This is a genomic window from Cellulomonas persica (genome assembly GCF_007989825.1).
GTDB lineage: Bacteria > Actinomycetota > Actinomycetes > Actinomycetales > Cellulomonadaceae > Cellulomonas > Cellulomonas persica.
Genome location: NZ_BJUA01000002.1, coordinates 14,960 through 34,390 on the forward strand (window position 1 = coordinate 14,960; position 19,431 = coordinate 34,390).

15 protein-coding genes are annotated in these 19,431 nt (G+C 73.0%); 9 read left to right on the forward strand and 6 right to left on the reverse strand.

Annotation, left to right across the window (positions count from 1 at the left end; all coding sequences use genetic code 11):
* The first annotated feature begins 94 nt into the window (after positions 1 to 94).
* Together CPE01_RS01910 and CPE01_RS01915 are read left to right on the forward strand one after the other, a co-directional pair.
* The gene (locus CPE01_RS01910; RefSeq protein WP_146804970.1) at positions 95 to 1,315 is read left to right on the forward strand and encodes a pyrophosphate--fructose-6-phosphate 1-phosphotransferase; all 1,221 of its coding nucleotides are present in this window, start codon (positions 95 to 97) and stop codon (positions 1,313 to 1,315) included.
* Positions 1,312 to 2,664, forward strand: a complete 1,353-nt coding sequence (locus CPE01_RS01915; RefSeq protein ID WP_146804971.1) for a class II 3-deoxy-7-phosphoheptulonate synthase — start codon at positions 1,312 to 1,314, stop codon at positions 2,662 to 2,664. The genes CPE01_RS01910 and CPE01_RS01915 overlap by 4 nt, the downstream gene beginning before the upstream one ends.
* 103 nt (positions 2,665 to 2,767) lie before the next feature.
* On the opposite strand, the gene pknB is transcribed toward CPE01_RS01915, so the two are convergent.
* Entirely contained in the window at positions 2,768 to 4,801 is a 2,034-nt protein-coding gene (gene pknB, locus CPE01_RS01920; protein WP_146804972.1) for a Stk1 family PASTA domain-containing Ser/Thr kinase, read from the reverse strand.
* A gap of 70 nt (positions 4,802 to 4,871) precedes the next feature.
* Positions 4,872 to 6,014 carry a LysM peptidoglycan-binding domain-containing protein gene (locus tag CPE01_RS01925; protein ID WP_146804973.1) on the reverse strand — a complete coding sequence of 381 codons (1,143 nt, stop codon included), beginning with the start codon at positions 6,012 to 6,014 and terminating at the stop codon, positions 4,872 to 4,874.
* Between the two features lie 180 nt (positions 6,015 to 6,194).
* Here CPE01_RS01925 and CPE01_RS01930 point away from each other — a divergent pair, with 180 nt between their 5' ends.
* The gene (locus CPE01_RS01930; RefSeq protein WP_146804974.1) at positions 6,195 to 6,599 is read left to right on the forward strand and encodes an Rv2175c family DNA-binding protein; all 405 of its coding nucleotides are present in this window, start codon (positions 6,195 to 6,197) and stop codon (positions 6,597 to 6,599) included.
* 105 nt (positions 6,600 to 6,704) lie between these two features.
* On the opposite strand, the gene CPE01_RS01935 is transcribed toward CPE01_RS01930, so the two are convergent.
* Together CPE01_RS01935 and CPE01_RS01940 are read right to left on the reverse strand one after the other, a co-directional pair.
* Entirely contained in the window at positions 6,705 to 7,853 is a 1,149-nt protein-coding gene (locus tag CPE01_RS01935) for a polyprenyl synthetase family protein (protein WP_146804975.1), read from the reverse strand.
* Between the two features lie 9 nt (positions 7,854 to 7,862).
* Complete coding sequence (locus CPE01_RS01940; protein ID WP_146804976.1) at positions 7,863 to 8,423, reverse strand: hypothetical protein; 561 nt, start codon at positions 8,421 to 8,423, stop codon at positions 7,863 to 7,865.
* Between the two features lie 112 nt (positions 8,424 to 8,535).
* On the opposite strand from CPE01_RS01940, the gene CPE01_RS01945 reads away from it, so the two are divergent.
* From CPE01_RS01945 to CPE01_RS01955, 3 genes are all read left to right on the forward strand, one after another.
* Positions 8,536 to 9,729 carry a DUF4192 domain-containing protein gene (locus CPE01_RS01945; RefSeq protein WP_246783675.1) on the forward strand — a complete coding sequence of 398 codons (1,194 nt, stop codon included), beginning with the start codon at positions 8,536 to 8,538 and terminating at the stop codon, positions 9,727 to 9,729.
* An 88-nt stretch (positions 9,730 to 9,817) separates the two neighbouring features.
* The gene (locus tag CPE01_RS01950; protein ID WP_146804978.1) at positions 9,818 to 10,213 is read left to right on the forward strand and encodes a universal stress protein; all 396 of its coding nucleotides are present in this window, start codon (positions 9,818 to 9,820) and stop codon (positions 10,211 to 10,213) included.
* Between the two features lie 308 nt (positions 10,214 to 10,521).
* Complete coding sequence (locus CPE01_RS01955; RefSeq protein ID WP_146804979.1) at positions 10,522 to 12,093, forward strand: RNA polymerase sigma factor; 1,572 nt, start codon at positions 10,522 to 10,524, stop codon at positions 12,091 to 12,093.
* Between the two features lie 210 nt (positions 12,094 to 12,303).
* Here the strand turns inward: CPE01_RS01955 and CPE01_RS01960 are convergent, their stop codons facing one another.
* A complete protein-coding gene (locus CPE01_RS01960) occupies positions 12,304 to 12,552 on the reverse strand; it encodes a DUF7455 domain-containing protein (RefSeq protein WP_146805243.1) in 249 nt (82 codons plus the stop codon).
* A 183-nt stretch (positions 12,553 to 12,735) separates the two neighbouring features.
* On the opposite strand from CPE01_RS01960, the gene CPE01_RS01965 reads away from it, so the two are divergent.
* The 3 genes from CPE01_RS01965 (at position 12,736) to CPE01_RS01975 (ending at position 16,901) form a co-directional block, all read left to right on the forward strand.
* Positions 12,736 to 14,865 carry a DNA gyrase/topoisomerase IV subunit B gene (locus CPE01_RS01965; RefSeq protein ID WP_146804980.1) on the forward strand — a complete coding sequence of 710 codons (2,130 nt, stop codon included), beginning with the start codon at positions 12,736 to 12,738 and terminating at the stop codon, positions 14,863 to 14,865.
* A gap of 73 nt (positions 14,866 to 14,938) precedes the next feature.
* On the forward strand, positions 14,939 to 15,979 hold the full coding sequence (locus CPE01_RS01970) for a GNAT family N-acetyltransferase (RefSeq protein WP_186811368.1): 1,041 nt from the start codon (positions 14,939 to 14,941) through the stop codon (positions 15,977 to 15,979).
* A 166-nt stretch (positions 15,980 to 16,145) separates the two neighbouring features.
* A complete protein-coding gene (locus tag CPE01_RS01975; RefSeq protein ID WP_146804982.1) occupies positions 16,146 to 16,901 on the forward strand; it encodes a lysoplasmalogenase in 756 nt (251 codons plus the stop codon).
* 15 nt (positions 16,902 to 16,916) lie between these two features.
* On the opposite strand, the gene CPE01_RS01980 is transcribed toward CPE01_RS01975, so the two are convergent.
* Entirely contained in the window at positions 16,917 to 19,403 is a 2,487-nt protein-coding gene (locus CPE01_RS01980; protein ID WP_146804983.1) for a DNA gyrase/topoisomerase IV subunit A, read from the reverse strand.
* Positions 19,404 to 19,431: the final 28 nt, after the last annotated feature.

Sequence of the window (19,431 nt, forward strand, 5' to 3'; positions counted from 1 at the left end):
TCCGCTGAAAGTCCTGGCTGCGCGCCGTGCGCGCGACCTAGGGTCGCCAGCGTCCCCGCAGGGACTCCCTGCAGCTCTACGGAAGGTGTTTGTCATGTCGGTCCGTCGCGTCGCCCTCCTCACCGCGGGTGGCTTCGCCCCGTGCCTGTCGTCCGCCGTCGGTGGGCTCATCGAGCGCTACACGGAGATCGCTCCGGACGTCGAGATCATCGCGTACGAGCACGGGTACTACGGGCTGCTGCGTGGCGACAAGATCGTCATCGACGAGCAGGTCCGCAAGAACGCCGGCATCCTGCACCGGTTCGGCGGCTCGCCGATCGGCAACTCCCGCGTGAAGCTCACGAACGCCAAGGACTGCGTCAAGCGCGGCCTGGTGGCCGAGGGTCAGGACCCGCTGCAGGTCGCGGCCGAGCAGCTCAAGGCCGACGGCGTCGACGTGCTGCACACGATCGGCGGCGACGACACGAACACGACGGCCGCGGACCTGGCCGCCTACCTCGCGGAGAACGACTACGGCCTGACGGTGGTCGGCCTGCCCAAGACGATCGACAACGACGTGGTGCCGATCCGCCAGTCGCTCGGCGCGTGGACCGCCGCCGAGGAGGCCGCGGGCTTCGCCGCGAACATCATCGGCGAGCACCGCTCGGGCCCGCGCATGCTGATCGTGCACGAGGTCATGGGCCGGCACTGCGGCTGGCTCACGGCTGCGGCCGCGGTCGAGTACCGCAAGTGGCTCGACCGGCAGGAGTGGGTCCCCGGCATCGGCCTGTCGCGTGAGCGCTGGGACATCCACGCGGTGTTCGTCCCCGAGCTGGCGATCGACATCGACGCCGAGGCCGAGCGCCTGAAGGCGATCATGGACTCCCAGGGCAACGTCAACATCTTCCTGTCCGAGGGTGCGGGCATGCACGAGATCGTCGACCAGCTCACGGCGGCGGGCACGCCCCCGGAGCGCGACCCGTTCGGTCACGTCAAGCTCGACACGATCAACCCCGGGCAGTGGTTCGCCAAGCAGTTCGCCGAGAAGCTCGGTGCCGAGAAGACGATGGTCCAGAAGTCGGGCTACTACTCGCGTGCCGCCGCGGCGAACGCCGAGGACCTGCGCCTCATCAAGTCCATGACGGACCTGGCGGTCGAGTGCGCGCTGCGCGGCGAGGCCGGCGTCATCGGTCACGACGAGGAGCGCGGCGACGTGCTGCGGGCCATCGAGTTCCCGCGCATCGCCGGTGGCAAGGCCTTCGACGTGACGCAGCCGTGGTTCGGTGAGCTGCTGGCCGACATCGGTCAGCCGCTCGTCCCGGCGAGTCACTCGTGAGCGTCGCGCCCGACCCGGAGGTCGTCGCGGGTCTCGACGCCTGGCGTGGGCTCCCGGTGGGCCAGCAGCCCGCCTGGCCGGACCAGGCGGCGCTCGCCCAGGTGACCGACCGGCTCGCGGCGCTTCCTCCTCTCGTGTTCGCGGGGGAGGCCGACGCCCTGCGCGCCCAGCTCGCCGCGGCGAGCCGGGGCGAGGCGTTCCTTCTGCAGGGCGGTGACTGCGCCGAGACGTTCGCCGAGGCGACGGCCGACAACATCCGGAACAAGATCAAGACGATCCTCCAGATGGCCGTGGTCCTCACGTACGGCGCGAGCCTGCCGGTGATCAAGATGGGCCGCATGGCCGGGCAGTACGCCAAGCCGCGGTCGTCGGGCACCGAGACGCGGGACGGCGTGACGCTGCCCGCGTTCCGGGGCGACATCATCAACGGGTTCGACTTCACGCCCGAGGCCCGCACGCCGGACCCGCAGCGCCTGCTCGAGGCGTACCACACGTCCGCGTCGACGCTGAACCTCATCCGCGCGTTCACGACCGGGGGCTTCGCGTCCCTGCTGCGCGTGCACGAGTGGAACCGAGGCTTCACGACGAACCCCGCGTACAAGCGCTACGAGGAGATCGCCGCCGAGATCGACCGTGCGATCCGCTTCATGGCGGCGTGCGGGGCGGACTTCGACGCGCTGCGCACGGTCGACTTCTACTCGTCGCACGAGGGCCTGCTGCTCGACTACGAGCGTCCCCTCACGCGCATCGACAGCCGCACGGGCCTGCCGTACGACTGCTCGGCGCACTTCGTGTGGATCGGTGAGCGCACGCGCGAGCTCACGGGCGCGCACATCGACTACTTCTCGCGCGTGCAGAACCCGATCGGGGTCAAGCTCGGCCCGACCTCGACGGGTGACGACGCGATCGCGCTGATCGACAAGCTCAACCCGACGGGGGAGGCGGGGCGCCTGACGTTCGTCACGCGCATGGGTGCGGGCAAGATCCGCGACCACCTGCCGCAGCTCGTCGAGAAGGTCACCGCGGACGGCCGTCCCGTGACGTGGGTCTGCGACCCGATGCACGGCAACGGCATCACCTCGGCGAACGGCTACAAGACGCGCCGGTTCAGCGACGTGATGGACGAGGTCGCGGGCTTCTTCGAGGTGCACCGCGCGCTGGGCACCGTGCCCGGAGGCCTGCACATCGAGCTCACGGGCGACGACGTGACCGAGGTGCTCGGCGGCTCGGAGGAGATCGACGACGAGCGGCTCACCGAGCGCTACGAGACGCTCGTCGACCCACGGCTGAACCACCAGCAGTCGCTCGAGCTGGCGTTCCAGGTCGTGGAGCTGCTCCGGGCGTCCTGAGCCCACCGCTCGTACGAGGGGGTCGGTCCGCTGCGGCGGGCCGGCCCCTTCGTCGTCCCCGTGGCCGTCGGCGGTGCCCCGCGTCGTCGATCCGGGCCGTCGGTCAGGTGATCGTCAGGACGATCGTCGTGCCCTTGGGGTGCATGCTGCCGCCGCCGGGCTCCTGCCCGACGACGAAGCCGAGGCCGAAGTACGTCGCCGCGTGCACGACCTTGACCTTGAACCCCGCGTCCTGGAGCGTGTCGGTCGCCGAGCCGACGCCGTTGCGCATGACGTTCGGGACCTCGAACAGCTCGGGGCCCTTGGAGACCACGAGCGCGACGGTGTCACCGCGGTGGCCCGCTGTGCCGTCCTTCGGGCTCTGGCTGATGACGACGCCGGCCTTGACGTCGGCGCTGAACTGCTCGGAGATCTTCACCTTGAGGCCGAGGTCGCCGAGCTGCTCCTTCGCGTCGTCCACCGTCGCGCCGACCACCGAGATCACGGTGACGGGTGCCGGGCCCTTCGACACCGTGAGCGTGACGACGGAGTGCCGGACGGTCCGCGCGCCGGCCTCGGCGGGCTCGCCGTCGGGCAGGACCGCGCTCAGCACGACCCCGAGCCCCGCCTCGTCGTCGTAGACCGCGTCCGCGTAGTCGACCTCGAGGTCGGCCGCCTCGAGCGCCGCCGCGGCGTCCGCCTGCAGCACGCCGACGACGCCGTCGGGCACCTTCACGTAGTCCGGACCCTTCGAGACGGTGATCTCGACCGTGCCGTCCTTGCGGACGCGCTCGCCGGGCGCGGGTTCGGATGTCACGACGAGGCCCTTGGCCACGTCGGACGAGAAGTCGGACGTCGTGCTGACCTCGAGCCCCACGGCGTCGAGGGCCGCGGCCGCGGCCTCGGCGCTCGTGCCGCCGATCTGAGGGACGGTCGTGTAGGCGCCGGGGCCGGCGACGACGTACCACCAGCCGGCGCCGGCAGAGGCCAGCACGACGAGCGCCACCAGGACGATCGCGAGCGCGCGCCGCGGCAGGCGCCGCCGCCGGACCTCGGGCTCCGGCTCGGCGGGCGGGGGCGGCACCGTCACGGCGCCGCCCAGCCCGATCGGCAGGGCGACGGTCGAGCCGCGCGGCACGTCCTCGAGCCGGACCGTCGCGCCCGTCTCGCCGTCCTGCTCCGGCCGGGCCTCGTCGTCCTGCGGCGTGGCCTCGCCCTCGGGCAGGGACGTGGTCTCGGGGTCGGTCGCGGTGGGCAGGACGATCGTCGGGGCGACGTCCGCACGTCGGGTCAGCAGCTCGGTGTCGAGCTCGGCCCGGACCCGGCGCAGGAGCGCCGCTGCGGCGGCGGCGTCCGTCGGACGGTCGTCGGGCTCGCGTGCACCCAACGCCCGGACCAGGTCGTCGATCTCGACCGGCAGCCAGTCGACCTCGTCGGAGGGCGCCGGCATCTCGGAGTTCACGTGCTGGAACGCGACCTGGATCGGGGTCTCGCCGACGAACGGCTGACGTCCCGTGAGCATCTCGTACAGCAGGATCCCGCACGCGTACACGTCGGTACGGGCGTCGCTCGCGCCGTGCACGACGAGCTCGGGCGCGAGGTAGGCCACCGTGCCGAGGACGGTCCCCGAGGTGGTGGACGTGACCTCCGTGACCGCGCGCGCGAGGCCGAAGTCGGCGAGCTTGATGCGGCCGTCGGTCGCGAGCAGGACGTTCTCGGGCTTGATGTCGCGGTGCACCAGACCGGTGCGGTGCGCGGCGGCGAGCGCGTCGAGCACCGACTCGGCGACGCGCAGCGACTCCTCGACGCTCAGCGCCCCTTGCTCGGCGAGCCGGCGGCGCAGGTTCGCGCCGTCCACGTACTCCATCGTCAGGTAGCTGGTCTCGCCGTCGACGCCCTGGTCGTAGACCCCGACGAGCCCGGGATGGGTGAGCCGGGCGGCGGCGCGCGCCTCACGCCGGAAGCGTGCGACGAAGTCAGCACCGGACGTGCCCTCCGCGAGGTGGGCGTGCATGACCTTGAGCGCGACGTCGCGGTCGAGCCGCCGATCCACCGCGAGGTAGACCGTGGCCATGCCACCGCGCGCGATGCGGGAGACGACCTCGTACCTGCCGTCGACCAGGCGGCCGACGAGCGGATCGGTGACGGTGCTTCCCACGCGGCGAGTCTACGTTCGGGACGTGCCAGGTCCGGGTATTGCGACCCGAGTCACGGCCACGTCGTGCCGCTCAGCGGAACCGCGCCATGAGCGTCTGGACGTTGGCGGCGTACCGGCGCGTGTCGGAGAACATCCCGTACTTCCGCACCGAGGCCGCGCCCTGGTAGTACCCCGCGATCGCGCTCGGCAGGTCGGGCGACATGCGCACGAGCGCGCGCAGGATGACGACGCCCGCGGTCACGTTGTCGTCGGGGTCGAGCAGGTTGAGCTGGCGTCCGACGATGCTCGAGGCCCAGTCGCCCGACGACGGGATGACCTGCATGGTGCCGATCGCGTTGGCGGGGGAGACAGCGGTGTGGTTGAACCCGGACTCCTGGAACGCGATGGCCTGCGCGAGCGCGGGGTCGAGGCCGTAGGCGCGTGCGGTCGCCGCGACCTTCGCCTGCATCTGCGCCCTGGACGGCACGCCCGCGGCGAGCAGCGCGCGCTTGTTGGCGTTCGCCGCGTCGACGACGTCGCGCGCATAGGTGCGGCCCTCGAAGGTGTCGCCGACGAGCCGCGGGGCGGGCGACGACGAGGCCGCGCCGCTGAGGGTGAGCGTCTGACCGATGCGAATCATCGCGTTCGAGCCCAGGCCGTTGGCGTCCGAGATCGCCCTGACCGTCGTCCCGTGGCGGGCGGCGATCGCGGAGACCGTGTCGCCCGCGCGGACGGTGTAGGTGGTCGTCGTGCGGGGCGTGGCGGGGGCAGGTGCCGACGAGCGGCCCTTGCCGGGGATCGTGAGCTTCTGGCCGGCGATGATGAGGCCGTCGGCACGCAGCCCGTTCGCGGCGATGATCGCCTTGACGGTCGTGCCGGTGCGGGCCGCGATCCCGGTGACGGTCTCGCCCAGGCGCACCGTGTGCGTCGTCGCCGTGGGCGCCGCGGGCGTGCTCGTCGTGCGTCCCGAGGCCGAGGGGATCGTCAGGACCTGCCCGGCGCGGATGCGCGAGACGTCGGCGAGCGAGTTGGCGCGCGCGATCGCCGCGACCGATGCGCCCGTGCGCGCGGCGATGTGGCTCACGGTGTCACCGTCGCGCACCGTGTAGGAGTCGTCGGCGTGCGCGGCGGGGGAGGCGGACACGGAGATCGCGACGAGGGCGAGCGTGGCCCCGGTCCCGGTCGCTGCTCGCCGGACGGTGTCGCGGCGGGCTGTCGCGCTGCTCGTGCTCATGGGTCCCCCTCGTCTCGCGTGACGCGAGTGAAGCGTGTGACTCGTGTTACTGATGTGACAGGAGTGAACCTAGCTGACCCTCGGCGGTGTGCAAACCCCGCCAACGGGGTGACACCTACCGACGGGTAGCACACGGCGGGCCGTCCGACCCGTGCGCGCCCGCCTGCGTAGGCTGGCACCGTGAGCCAGACACCCGAATCCTCGCCCGCCGCCGTCGACGCCCTCGTCGACTCCTGGCTGACCCTGCCGGACGTCGCCGAGCGCGTCGGGCTCGACGTCGGCAAGGTGCGGCGCCTGCTGCAGGAGCGCAAGCTCGTCGGCGTGCGCCGCGGCGAGCCGCGCGTGTTGTCCGTGCCCGAGCGCTTCCTCGTCCCCGGCCAGCAGGGCGAGGCCGCGACCGGTGAGTGGGCCGCGCTCCCGTGGCTCCAGGGCACGCTGACGCTGCTCGCGGACGCGGGGTTCTCCGACGAGGAGGCGATCATCTGGCTCTTCACGCCGGACGACTCGCTCCCGGGGACGCCCATCGACGCGCTGCGTGCGGGCCAGAAGACCGAGGTCCGGCGTCGGGCCCAGGCCGAGCTCTAGCAGGCCTGCGTCGGCCGCGGCACGGCGTCGGCCCCCCATGGGCGGGCGTCCGATGACGCCTGGTGCGGTCCTCCGCCGTCGAGGTCGCCGTCGTCCGTGCGTCGCTCAGGCGTGCCGGTCGACGGCCGCGTGCGCGAGCCGGACCAGCACGTCTGCGGCGGGCCGGCGCCATGACCGCGCCGTCAGCCGGTCCAGCGCCGTGCCCGCGAGCTCGCTGATCAGCTCCTCGACCTCGTCGACGGCTCCGGTCGAGTCGATCGCGTCGGCGAGCACGGCGACCTGCTCGTCGCTCAGCGCGCGGTCGCCGAGGCTCGTGCGCAGCAGGTCCGCGGTCGCGGAGTCGCCGCGCTCGAGCGCGCGTCGATGCGCCCGGGCGATGAGCACGGTCCGCTTGCCCTCCCGCAGGTCGTCGCCCGCGGGCTTGCCCGTCGTCCGCGGGTCGCCGAACACCCCGAGCACGTCGTCGCGCAGCTGGAACGCCTCGCCGAGCGGCAGCCCGAGCGCGCGCACTGCGTCGAGCTCGGCGTCGTCGGCGTCGGCGAGCGCCGCGCCGAGCGTGAGCGGGTGCTCGACGCTGTAGCGAGCGGACTTGGCGCGGATCACCTCGCGCGCCCGTGCCTCGTCGCCCGCGGGGTCGCCCCACGGCTGCGACTGCGCGAGCACGTCGAGGTACTGGCCGACCGTGACCTCGGTGCGCATGAGGTCGAAGACCGCCCGCGCGCGCAGCACGCGGGGGAGCGGCGCCTGCGCGAGAGCGTCCGCGAAGACCTGCTCGCTCGCGACGAGCGCGAGGTCGCCGAGCAGGATCGCCGCGGACGTGCCGAACCGCTCGGCGTCACCCTGCAGCCCGAGCTCGTCGTGCATCGCCGCGAACGCACGGTGGGCTGCCGGCTTGCCGCGTCGCGTGTCGGAGTCGTCCATGACGTCGTCGTGGAACAGCGCGGCCGCCTGGAAGAGCTCGAGCGCCGCCCCGACGCGCAGCACGGCTGCAGCCTCCGGTGTGTCCGGCTGACCGCCGTGAGCGCGCCACGACCACCAGCAGAACGCCGCGCGCAGGCGCTTGCCGCCCGCGAGCATCGCCTCGACCGCGTCGGCGAGCCGGTCCGCGTCGGAGCTCACCGCGCGCAGCTCGGCGCGCAGGCGGGCGACGTGCTCGGCGAGCACGTGGTCCACGCCGGCGCGCAGCCCCTCGAGGTCCACCAGGGCGTGCGTGGGGACGTCCGCGCCGTCCAGCGGCCGGGTGTGCGTGCTCATCCCGGCAGCCTAGGCGACCGCGACACGGCCCCCGAGGGTCAGCGTCCGCACGCCGTCCCGGTCGAGCACCGCGACGGTGACGACCTCACCGGTCTCGCGGGCGAACGTCGACTGGGCGGCCACCCCGGCAGGAGGAGACGCGACGGGGGACTGCGTGAACCCGGCACCGGTCAGTGCGGTCGCCAGGCTGGCCATGAGGTCGTCGGCCGACAGCGTCGTGCGCAGGTTGAGGCTGATCTCGGTGAACGCGCCGTCGGGGTCCACCTGCGCGGCGGAGACGAGGATGTCGGCGTCGTCGGGCAGCGGTACGAGGTCCGTGGGAAAGCCGTCGGCGAGCTCGCCGACGCTGCCGTGCTCGCCGTCGAGCGGCTCGAACGTCGCGTCGGCGGTCGGCTCGGCGGTCAGGAGCGGCTGGTCGCTCGCCGCGAGCGGCGTGTCGAGCCGGGCAGGCTCGGAGCTCGAGCACCCGGCGAGAGCCGCGCCGAGCACCAGGGCGGGGACGAGGGCCACGATGCCGTTCACGCGCCTCGTCGGGCGGGTGCCGGCGGGCAGGGTCAGGCGGTCGCGCACCGCGTCAGCCTAGCCGCGCGCGACCCGACCCCAGGCCTGGCTGCCGTCGGTCGCTCCACAGACGGGCGGCGCTGCCGCCGGGGACGGCCCGGGCGTGCGGTGGGGTGCAGTCATGACGGCGACCACGACGATGCGGGTGAACGAGCCCCGCGAGATCATCTCCCTGCTCCCGTACCGCCTGGGCTTCCGGCCGCGCGACAGCGCGGTGGGCGTGAGCCTGCGGGCCCCGCGCGGACGCGTCGGGGTCGTCATGCGGGTCGACCTGCCGGCGCTCGGGGACGGCGAGGTGGGCGCGCAGGTCGCCCGCGCGATGATCGCGACGATGGGCCGCGACGGTGCGCAGAGCACGGTGCTGGTCGTCTACACCGACGTCGACCCTCGGCTCGACCCCGGGTCGGCCGCCGAGCAGGTGATGCGCGCGGTCGCGCACTACCGCGAGGCCGCGGACGCGTCGCTCGGCAGCGTGCCGGTCTGGGTCGTGACGTCGAGCGGCTACCTCTCGTACGACTGCGCGCGCTCGTGCTGCCCGCCCGGCGGCCGTCCGCTGCGCGAGCTCGAGTCGACGCAGGTCTCGGCGCGCATGGTGCTCGAGGGGGCGACGGTCGCCGGTTCGCGCGACGACCTGGTGCGGATCCCGTCGGCGGACGCCCAGCGGCGTCGGGTGGTGGCGCGGACGCGACGCCGCTGGCACGAGCGCGGCCAGCAGGCCCTGGCCGACGGCCCGCACGCGCTCGAGCGGTGGCGGCTCGCGTCGGTCGCCGCATGGCGTGCGGCGGTCGACCTGGTCGCCGGGCGCGCGGAGCTCGGGGCGCCGGCTCCGTGGGGCCGGCTCGAGGCCGGGCTGCAGGACCGGCGTGTGCGCGACGCCGTCCTCGCCTCGTTCGTCCCGGGCGTCGGCGACCTGCCTGAGCGGAGCGTGCGCGGGGCCCGGCCGGCCCCCGACGTCGAACAGGCGATGGCGCAGGTCTCGACGCGCATCATGGGCGCGTCCGCCGGGATCCCGGCGCCCGAGGGACCGGTCAGGCTCTACGAGGAGGCGCTCGAGGCCCTCGTCGCGCACGGCCGTCGCTCCGCCCAGGCGCCCGCACTCTCGCTCCTCGCCGTCCTGTCGTGGTGGCGCGGCGACGGAGCCCGCGCGCAGATCCTGCTCGACCGCGCGCTGCAGGACGACCCGGCCTACCGGCTCGCCACGCTCCTGGACGCGGCTCTTGGGGCGGGCATCGGCCCCGGGTGGGCGCGCCGACCCGACCTGGAGGACGACGAGGACGGCGGGCCGGACGACGCGCCTGGGCCCGCCGTCGGGTGAGGTCCGGGGGCGGCGCGCGTCGTCGCAGGTGGAGTCGTGGGCCGGGCGGCGGTACGGTCCAGGCACGGGCCATCGAGAGGAGCTCAGCATGGGCATCGTGGTCGGCTACCTGGCGACGCCAGAAGGGCGTGCCGCTCTGGACGCCGCAGTCCAGGAGGCCGGGATCCGAGGACGCGATGTCGTCGTCGTCGTGAGCGTGCGTGCCGACGAGCCCGCCGAGCAGCGTGCCGCGATCGAGTCGGAGCTCGAGCAGGTCGCGCAGGACCTCACCGCCCGTGGCGTCGCGCACGAGGTGCGCCTGCTGTCGGGCGGCGACACCGCGGACGACCTGCTGGCCACGGCCGAGGAGGTGGCCGCCGAGCTCGTCGTCATCGGGCTGCGGCAGCGCAGTCCCGTCGGCAAGCTCATCCTGGGTGCGAACGCGCAGCGGGTGCTGTTCGACGCCCCGTGCCCGGTGCTCACCGTCAAGCCCACGACGCGCTGAGACCCGCGCCCGGAAGGGGCAGGACGGGCGTCGGCGAACTCGTCCGCCCGGGCGGGAATCCTGACGGCCCTCCGTGCGTTGGAGCATGCGGACGTCCCGGCGCCGCCACACGACCGGCCACGTGAGAGGACGCCATCTTCCTGACGCGCGCGGCCCCCGCCGCGCGACACCGAGTCGCTCGCGGAGTCCCTCGTCGCCGACGCTGCTGCCGCACTCGCGCAGGACGGCTCGTCCACGCGTTCGGCTCGGTACAATATCCGTCTACCACCCGGCTCCATCTCCGGTGTCGTGCTGCCGAAAGGTCGTTCGTGACGTCCCAGACTCCGCATCCCGCGCTTCCGCGCGAGTTCGAGCACCCCGCGCTCCAGGACCTCGTGGTCCGGGGCCGCACCCACGGCTCGGTCGGTGCCGCTGAGGTCCGTGCGGCGTGCGAGCAGGCCGGCGTCGAGGACGCCAAGCGCCTCAAGGCCGTCGTCCGTGGTCTGGCCACCGCCGGTGTCACCGTGAGCGACGCCGTCCCGGCTCGCGTCGCCGCCGCCACCAGCGCCAAGGCCCGCACGACGTCGAAGGCCGCCGTCACGACGGCCGCCAAGCCCGCGAAGGCCGCCACGACCGCGAAGGCGACGGCCGACGGTGACGCCGCGCCCGCCAAGCCGGCGGCCAAGTCGGCCGCGAAGCCCGCCGCCAAGTCCGCCAAGGCGGCGAGCGCCAAGGCCGCGAAGGTCACCGACGAGGACGATGTCCCCGCCGACGGCCAGGACATCGAGATCGAGGACGTCGACGTCGCCGAGCTCGAGGACGAGGTCGTCGCGGTCGAGGCCGACGTCGACGCCGACGCCGAGTCGGGCGACGACGAGACCGAGACCAAGCCCGCCGCCACCACGGCGCGCGAGGACTCCGAGGACTCGGGCTTCGTCTACTCCGACGCCGACGACGACGACGCACCCGCGCAGCAGGTCGTCACCGCGGGCGCCACCGCCGACCCGGTCAAGGACTACCTCAAGCAGATCGGCAAGGTCGCGCTCCTCAACGCCGAGCAGGAGGTCGAGCTCGCCAAGCGCATCGAGGCCGGCCTGTTCGCCGAGGAGCGGCTCAACTCGGGCATCACGCTCGAGCCGAAGGCGCGCCGTGAGCTCGAGTGGATCGCGCAGGACGGCCGTCGTGCCAAGAACCACCTGCTCGAGGCGAACCTCCGGCTGGTCGTCTCGCTCGCGAAGCGCTACACCGGCCGCGGCATGCTCTTCCTGGACCTGATCCAGGAGGGCAACCTGGGCCTGATCCGCGCGGTCGAGAAGTTCGACTACACCAAGGGCTACAAGTTCTCGACGTACGCGACGTGGTGGATCCGCCAGGCCATCACCCGCGCCATGGCCGACCAGGCGCGCACCATCCGCATCCCGGTGCACATGGTCGAGGTCATCAACAAGCTCGCGCGCGTCCAGCGCCAGATGCTCCAGGACCTGGGCCGCGAGCCCACGCCGGAGGAGCTGGCGAAGGAGCTCGACATGACGCCTGAGAAGGTCGTCGAGGTCCAGAAGTACGGCCGTGAGCCGATCTCGCTGCACACGCCGCTCGGCGAGGACGGCGACAGCGAGTTCGGCGACCTCATCGAGGACTCCGAGGCTGTCGTGCCCGCCGACGCCGTGAGCTTCACGCTCCTGCAGGAGCAGCTGCACCAGGTGCTCGACACGCTGAGCGAGCGTGAGGCCGGCGTCGTCTCGATGCGCTTCGGCCTCACCGACGGTCAGCCCAAGACGCTCGACGAGATCGGCAAGGTCTACGGCGTGACGCGTGAGCGCATCCGCCAGATCGAGTCCAAGACGATGTCGAAGCTGCGCCACCCGTCGCGCTCGCAGGTCCTGCGCGACTACCTGGACTGACGCGGCCCCGAGCTGGCTCGCGCGCGAGAGCCCCCGCCCCTGACGACAGGGTGCGGAGGCTCTCGCGTGTGTGATGCGTCGCGTCGCCGCACCCGTGCCGTCGTCGTCCTCGCTCGGCCGCGACGGCTGGTCAGGACGGGAGCGGTCCCAGGTACGACGAGACGAGGCCCGGACCGCAGGGGTCCGGGCCTCGTCGTCGAGGGGAGCGGGTCAGCGCATCGCGCCGGCGCCGTGCTCCTCGAGAAGTCGGTCGGTCTCGTCGTGGACGTGCGTCGCCAGCTCGGCGAACTTCGGCGCGTGCTCGCGCGCGTGGTGCGCGCAGAACAGGAGCTCACCCACGGGGAGCACCACGCGGACGTAGGCCTGGGCGCCGCAACGGTCGCAGCGGTCGGCTGCGGTGAGCGGTTCGGTCGTTGTCGCTGTCACATCCCCATACAACCATCCGTCTGCCGAATCCATCCTCTCGGGAGCGGGTGGTTCGCTGTCCGCGTACGGAAACGTCACACGATCGTGACGCACCTGACATGCAAGGGACCTTCGGCGCACCTCAGGTGGGCCTTCACGTCGCGGGGCGCGAACCGGTGCGCGTGGTCACGGCATGGCTCGCGGGCTGCGGGGGTGGGCGCAGCTACCATCTCACGCGTGACGACGACCTCCTCGCGCTCGGCCTACACCGCCCGGCACCTGTCGGTGCTCGAAGGACTCGAGGCCGTCCGCAAGCGACCCGGCATGTACATCGGGACCACGGACAGCCGCGGTCTCATGCACTGCCTCTGGGAGATCATCGACAACGCCGTCGACGAGGCGCTCGCCGGGTTCGGCGACCGGATCGAGGTCGTGCTGCACGCCGACAGCTCGGTCGAGGTCCGCGACAACGCGCGCGGCATCCCGGTCGACGTCGAGCCGAAGACCGGTCTGACGGGTGTCGAGGTCGTGTTCACCAAGCTGCACGCGGGCGGCAAGTTCGGCGGCGGCTCGTACGGCGCGTCGGGCGGACTGCACGGCGTCGGCGCGTCGGTCGTCAACGCGCTGTCGGCACGTCTCGACGTCGAGGTCGACCGCGACGGCAAGACGCACCGCATGACGTTCCACCGCGGCGAGCCCGGCACGTTCGACGACCGCGAGGGCCGTACGCCGCAGTCGCCGTTCGAGCCGTTCGTGTCGGGCTCCGAGCTCGCGGTCGTCGGCAAGGTCGCCAAGGCCCGCACCGGAACGCGCGTGCGGTACTGGGCCGACCGTCAGATCTTCCCCAAGACCGCCGTGTTCGCGTACGACGAGCTCGTCACGCGCGCCCGCCAGACGAGCTTCCTGGTGCCCGGCCTGACGATCGTCGTGCGCGACGAGCGCGGGCTGGCGGGGACGCCGGGCGAGCACGGCCCGCACGAGGAGACGTTCTGCCACACCGGCGGCGTCGTCGACTTCGTCGACCACCTGTCGCCCGACGCACCGGTGACGGACACGTGGCACCTGACGGGATCGGGGACGTTCACCGAGACCGTGCCCGTGCTCGACGAGAAGGGCCACATGACGCCGCGCGAGGTCGAGCGCACGTGCGACGTCGAGGTCGCGGTGCGCTGGGGGACCGGGTACGAGACCGAGCTGCGCACGTTCGTCAACATCGTCGCGACGCCCAAGGGCGGGACGCACCAGGCAGGCTTCGAGGCAGGTCTGCTCAAGACGCTGCGCAAGCAGGTCGACGCGAACGCGCGTCGCCTCAAGATCAGCGCCAAGGACGCGGCGACGGAGCGCATCGACAAGGAAGACATGCTCGCCGGCATGACCGCGGTGCTCACGGTCCGCCTCGCCGAGCCGCAGTTCGAGGGTCAGACCAAGGAGGTCCTCGGCACGGGCCCCGTGCGCGGGATCGTCGCGAAGGTCGTCGAGAAGGAGCTCGCGGCGCTGTTCGCGTCGAGCAAGCGCGAGCACAAGGCGCACACGGCTGCCCTGCTCGACAAGGTGGTCGGGGAGATGCGTGCGCGGCTGTCCGCGCGCAAGCAGAAGGAGATCTCGCGCCGCAAGAACGCGCTCGAGTCCTCCTCGCTGCCGGCCAAGCTCGCGGACTGCCGGATCGACGACGTCGCGCACAGCGAGCTGTTCATCGTCGAGGGTGACTCGGCGCTCGGCACGGCCAAGCTGGCACGCTCGTCGGACTTCCAGGCGCTGCTGCCGATCCGCGGCAAGATCCTCAACGTCCAGAAGGCGTCCGTGACGGACATGCTGAAGAACGCCGAGTGCGCCGCGATCATCCAGGTCATCGGCGCGGGCTCGGGGCGCACGTTCGACCTCGAGGCGGCCCGCTACGGCAAGATCGTGCTGATGACGGACGCCGACGTCGACGGCGCGCACATCCGCACCCTGCTCCTGACGCTCTTCTTCCGGTACATGCGGCCGCTCGTCGAGGAGGGACGCGTGTACGCCGCGGTCCCGCCGCTGCACCGCATCGAGCTCACGGGTGTGCGCGGCGACGCGGACAAGTACGTCTACACGTACTCGGAAGCCGAGCTCGCCGCGACGCTCAAGAAGCTCGACAAGGCCGGCAAGCGCTACAAGGACGACATCCAGCGCTACAAGGGCCTCGGCGAGATGGACGCCGACCAGCTCGCGGAGACCACGATGGACCCGCGCTTCCGCACGCTGCGGCGGGTGACCGTCGACGCGGCCGCGCGGGCCGAGGAGGTCTTCGAGCTGCTCATGGGTTCGGACGTCGCACCGCGGAAGGACTTCATCGTCGCGGGCGCGAGCGGCCTGGACCGCAGCCGCATCGACGTCTGACGGCAGCCGCGCACCTGCGGCGGCAGACGAAATGGCGTTGCCGTCGCCGGGTCCGCCACGGAGCATGTGCACCATGTCTGTCTCCGAGCCCACGACCCTGAGCCCGATCGCCGAGCGGGCCCAGGCGCCCGCCGAGGTCCGTCTGCCGTCGGCCGACCACGGCCTGACCTGGCGACCCCTGTCGGTGGCTGACGTCCCGGACCTGACGAGCCTGCTGGGACGCATCGAGGAGGCCGACGCGGAGCCGTTCCGCACCTCGCCGGAGGAGGTCGCCGAGAAGTTCGACGGCGACTGGAAGGACCCGGCGCGCGACACGCTCGGCGGCGTCGACGACTCGGGCGTGCTGCGGGCGTGGGCGCAGGTGACGCAGCCGCCCGGTGACACGACGGTCGTGCGCGCGTTCCTCGAGGGCGGCGTCGACCCGCAGTGGCGGGGCCGGGGGATCGGGCGTGAGGTGCTCGCGTGGGAGCTCGACCGTGCGCGCCAGGTCCTGGCGGCGACCGGCAAGGACGTGCCGGGCCGGATCGGGGCGTACGCGTCCGAGCAGACGACGAGCGCGCTCGCGCTGCTCCGTGCGTGCGGGCTCACGCCGATCCGCTACTACTCGGACCTGCACCGTCCGCTGGAGACCGACCTGCCGGACGTCCCGGTCCCCGCGGGTGTGCAGATCGTCGGGTGGAGCGAGGAGCGCGACGAGGAGGTCCGGCTCGCGCACAACGAGGCGTTCGCGTCGCACTGGGGGAGCGAACCGCAGACCGCCGAGTCGTGGCGCAGCGGCCGTAGCCACTTCGCGCCGCAGTGGAGCCTGGTCGCGCTGGACGAGGCGACGGGCGAGGTCGCGGGCTACCTGCTCACGGGCCGGTACGAGCAGGACTGGGAGATCGCGGGCCACAGCTCGGGGTACGTCGAGCTGCTGGGTGTCCGCCCGGCGTGGCGACGTCGCGGCATCGCCCCTGCGCTGCTCGCAGCGGTGATGCGGCGCCTGCACGCCGACGGCATCCAGTACGCGGAGCTGGGGGTCGACACCGAGAACCTGTCCGGTGCGCTCGGGCTCTACACCTCGCTCGGCTTCACGCCGTTCTACCGGTCGACGCTGTTCACGATCGAGCTCTGACGGGGAGGTTCGCCCGGCACGGTCGGGCGCACGGGCGTCGCGACGGCCGTCCACCCGTCGGCGGGGCAGCGTCGCCGGGCCCCTGGGCTGCGGGATAGCATCACGGCCGGCGGACGACGAGGTCCGCCGTCTCGCTGCCGGCATGCGCCGGCGGGAAGGACGCCCGATGCACTCGTCTGCTGCGGTGCGGCGGTGGTCGATCGGTTACGGCGTGCTCGTCGCGGCGCATCTCGGCGCCCTGCTCGCGGGCGCCGACGACCTCGCCGACGTCACGCAGTGCCTCCTCATGCCCGTCCTGGCCGGGGTGCTCTGGACGGCGACGCGCTGGCCGCGCGGGCACACGGTGACCTGGGCGTTCGGCGCGCTCGCCGCGTCGTTCCTCGGGGACGCCGTGCCCCGGCTGCTCGACGGCGACGCCGCGTTCCTCGCGATGGTCGGGTGCTTCCTGCTGGCCCAGGTGTCGTACGTCGTCGCGTTCGCCCCGCGGGCGCGCCGCAGCGTCGTGCGGACCCGGCCTGCGTGGCTCGTCGTCTACGGCGCGGTGCTGGTCGGTCTCGTCGCGCTGTGCGCGCCGCACGCCGGGACCCTCCTGGTGCCGGTCGCGGTGTACGGCGGGGTGCTCACCGCGATGGCGGTGCTCGCGACCGGGCTCGGGCGTCTGGGCGCGATCGGAGGTGCGGTGTTCCTGCTGTCCGACGCGCTCATCGCCCTCGCCCGGTTCGTGCCGGGCTGGGACCTGCCCGGGCAGGGCGTCGCGGTCATGCTCACGTACGCCGTCGGCCAGGCGCTCCTGGTGGCGGCCGTCGCGTCCGACAACCGCGCGCGACGACGCGCCCGCCCGACGACGCTCGCCGTGCGCACACCGACGACGACGCGCGACAACGTGGTCGCGTTCGTCGCCGTGCGTCGCGTCGGGGTGTGAGCGCGTCGAGGCCGACTAGCCGATCGCGTGCAGCGGCGCGTGCAGCGCCGTGCCCGACATGTCGCGACGCGGGTCGAGCTCGGGCAGGTCGATGGGTTGACCCGCCGAGCCGCACGCCCACGCGGGCGCGGCACCCACCCACGCGAGGATCAGCGCGTCCTCACCCTTGAGGAACCGGTGCGAGCGCACGCCGCCCGTCGCGCGGCCCTTGCCGGGGAAGACCTCGAACGGGGAGACCTTCGCCGAGCCGGCCTGCGTGCCGGGCAGCGCGGTCGACGAGCCGGACACGGTCACGACGACCGCGTCGCCGACCCGCGCCGCCGGGACGCCCGCGAACGCGACGACCCGCTGACCCGCCGCGAGCTTGATGCCGGCCATGCCGCCCGCGGCACGGCCCTGCGGCCGGACCTGCGCGGCGCCGAAGTGCAGCAGCGAGGAGTCCGACGAGACCAGCACGAGCTCGTCGTCGTCGGTGACCTGCGTCGCGCCGACCACCTCGTCGCCGTCCTTGAGCGCGACGACCTCCCACGCGTCCCGGTTGCCGGGCACGTCGCCCGCGGTCACGCGCTTCACGACGCCCTGCGCGGTCGCGAGCGCGAGCGTCGGGGCGTCCGCGGCGAGCGACGCGAGGGCGACGACGCGCTCGCCGGGCTCGAGCGTGACGACCTCGCTGAGCGGCACGCCGCCGCCGAGCGACGGTGCGCCGTGCGCGGGCGGCAGCGCGGGCAGGTCGAGCATCGGGATCCGCACCATGCGGCCGCGGGACGTGACGGCTCCGATCTCCGCGCGCGTCGTCGTCGCGACCACGGACGCCAGGACGTCGTGCTTGGCCCGGCGCGTGTCCGGCGTCCGCTCGATCGGCTCGTCGGTCGCGGTGCGCGCGAGCAGACCCGTGCCGGACAGGAGGGCGAAGCACGGCGTGTCGGCGATCTCGAGCGTGACCGCGGCGCCGCGCGACGAGCCCTTCGCCGCGGGCGCCCCGGTCACCGCGGACCCGCCCGCGGACTCGAGCAGGATCGTGCGTCGCGGCGTGCCGTACGTGGCCGCGACCTGCGCCATCTCGTCGGAGACCAGCGTGCGCAGCGTGACGTCGTCACCGAGGACCGCGCGCAGCTCGTCGATCTCGGCCTCGAGCTGCTCCTTCTCGCGCTCGAGCTCGAGGCGGGAGAACTTCGTCAGGCGGCGCAGGCGCAGCTCGAGGATGTACTCGGCCTGCGGCTCCGACAGGTCGAAGACCGAGCGCAGGCGCGAGCGTGCCGCCTCCGCGTCGTCGGACGTGCGGATGACCTGGATGACCTCGTCGATGTCGAGGATCGCGACGAGCAGGCCCTCGACCAGGTGCAGGCGCTCGAGACGCTTGTCCAGCCGGAACTGCGAGCGGCGTCGCACGACCGAGAGCCGGTGGTCGACCCACACGACGAGCAGCTCGCGCAGGCCGAGCGTGCGGGGCTGGCCGTCGACGAGCGCGACGTTGTTGATCGAGAACGAGTCCTCGAGCGGCGTCGCGCGGTAGAGCTGCTCGAGCACCGCGTCCGGGTCGAAGCCGGACTTGACCTCGATCACGAGACGCAGGCCGTGCGCGCGGTCGGTCAGGTCGACCGCGTCGGCGATGCCGGAGAGCTTCTTGGACTGCACGCCCTCCTTGATCTTCTCGATGACCTTCTCCGGGCCGACCATGTACGGCAGCTCGGTGATGACGATGCCCTTGCGGCGCGCCGTGACGTTCTCGATGCGGGCGGTCGCGCGCGTGCGGAACGCCCCGCGTCCGGTCCGGTACGCGTCGCGCACGCCGTCCAGCCCGACGATCTTGCCGCCCGTGGGCAGGTCCGGCCCGGGCACGAACCGCACCAGGTCCTCGAGCGTCGCGTCGGGGTGCATGACGAGGTGGCGGGCCGCGGCGACGACCTCGACGAGGTTGTGCGGCGCCATGTTCGTCGCCATGCCGACCGCGATGCCGGCCGCGCCGTTGACCAGGAGGTTCGGGATGGCCGACGGCAGCACGTCGGGCTGCTGCAGCTTGTTGTCGTAGTTGGGCACGAAGTCGACGACGTCCTCGTCGAGGTCCGTGGTCATCGCCATGGCGGCGGGGGCCAGGCGCGCCTCGGTGTAGCGCGGGGCAGCGGGGCCGTCGTCGAGCGAGCCGAAGTTGCCGTGCCCGTCCACGAGCGGCAGACGCAGGCTGAACGGCTGTGCGAGGCGCACCATCGCGTCGTAGATCGCGGAGTCGCCGTGCGGGTGCAGCTTGCCCATGACCTCGCCGACGACGCGCGCCGACTTCACGTACGGGCGGTCCGGGCGCAGGCCCATGTCGGACATCTGGAAGAGGATGCGCCGCTGCACGGGCTTGAGGCCGTCCCGCGCGTCGGGCAGCGCACGCGCGTATATGACCGAGTAGGCGTACTCGAGGAACGAGCCCTCCATCTCGGTCGCGACGTCGATGTCGACGATCCGCTCGACGAGGTCGTCGGGCGGCAGGTTCGGGGTCGCGGGGCGACGCGCCATGCGGGGCTGCTCCTCGGGTGCTGCGGTC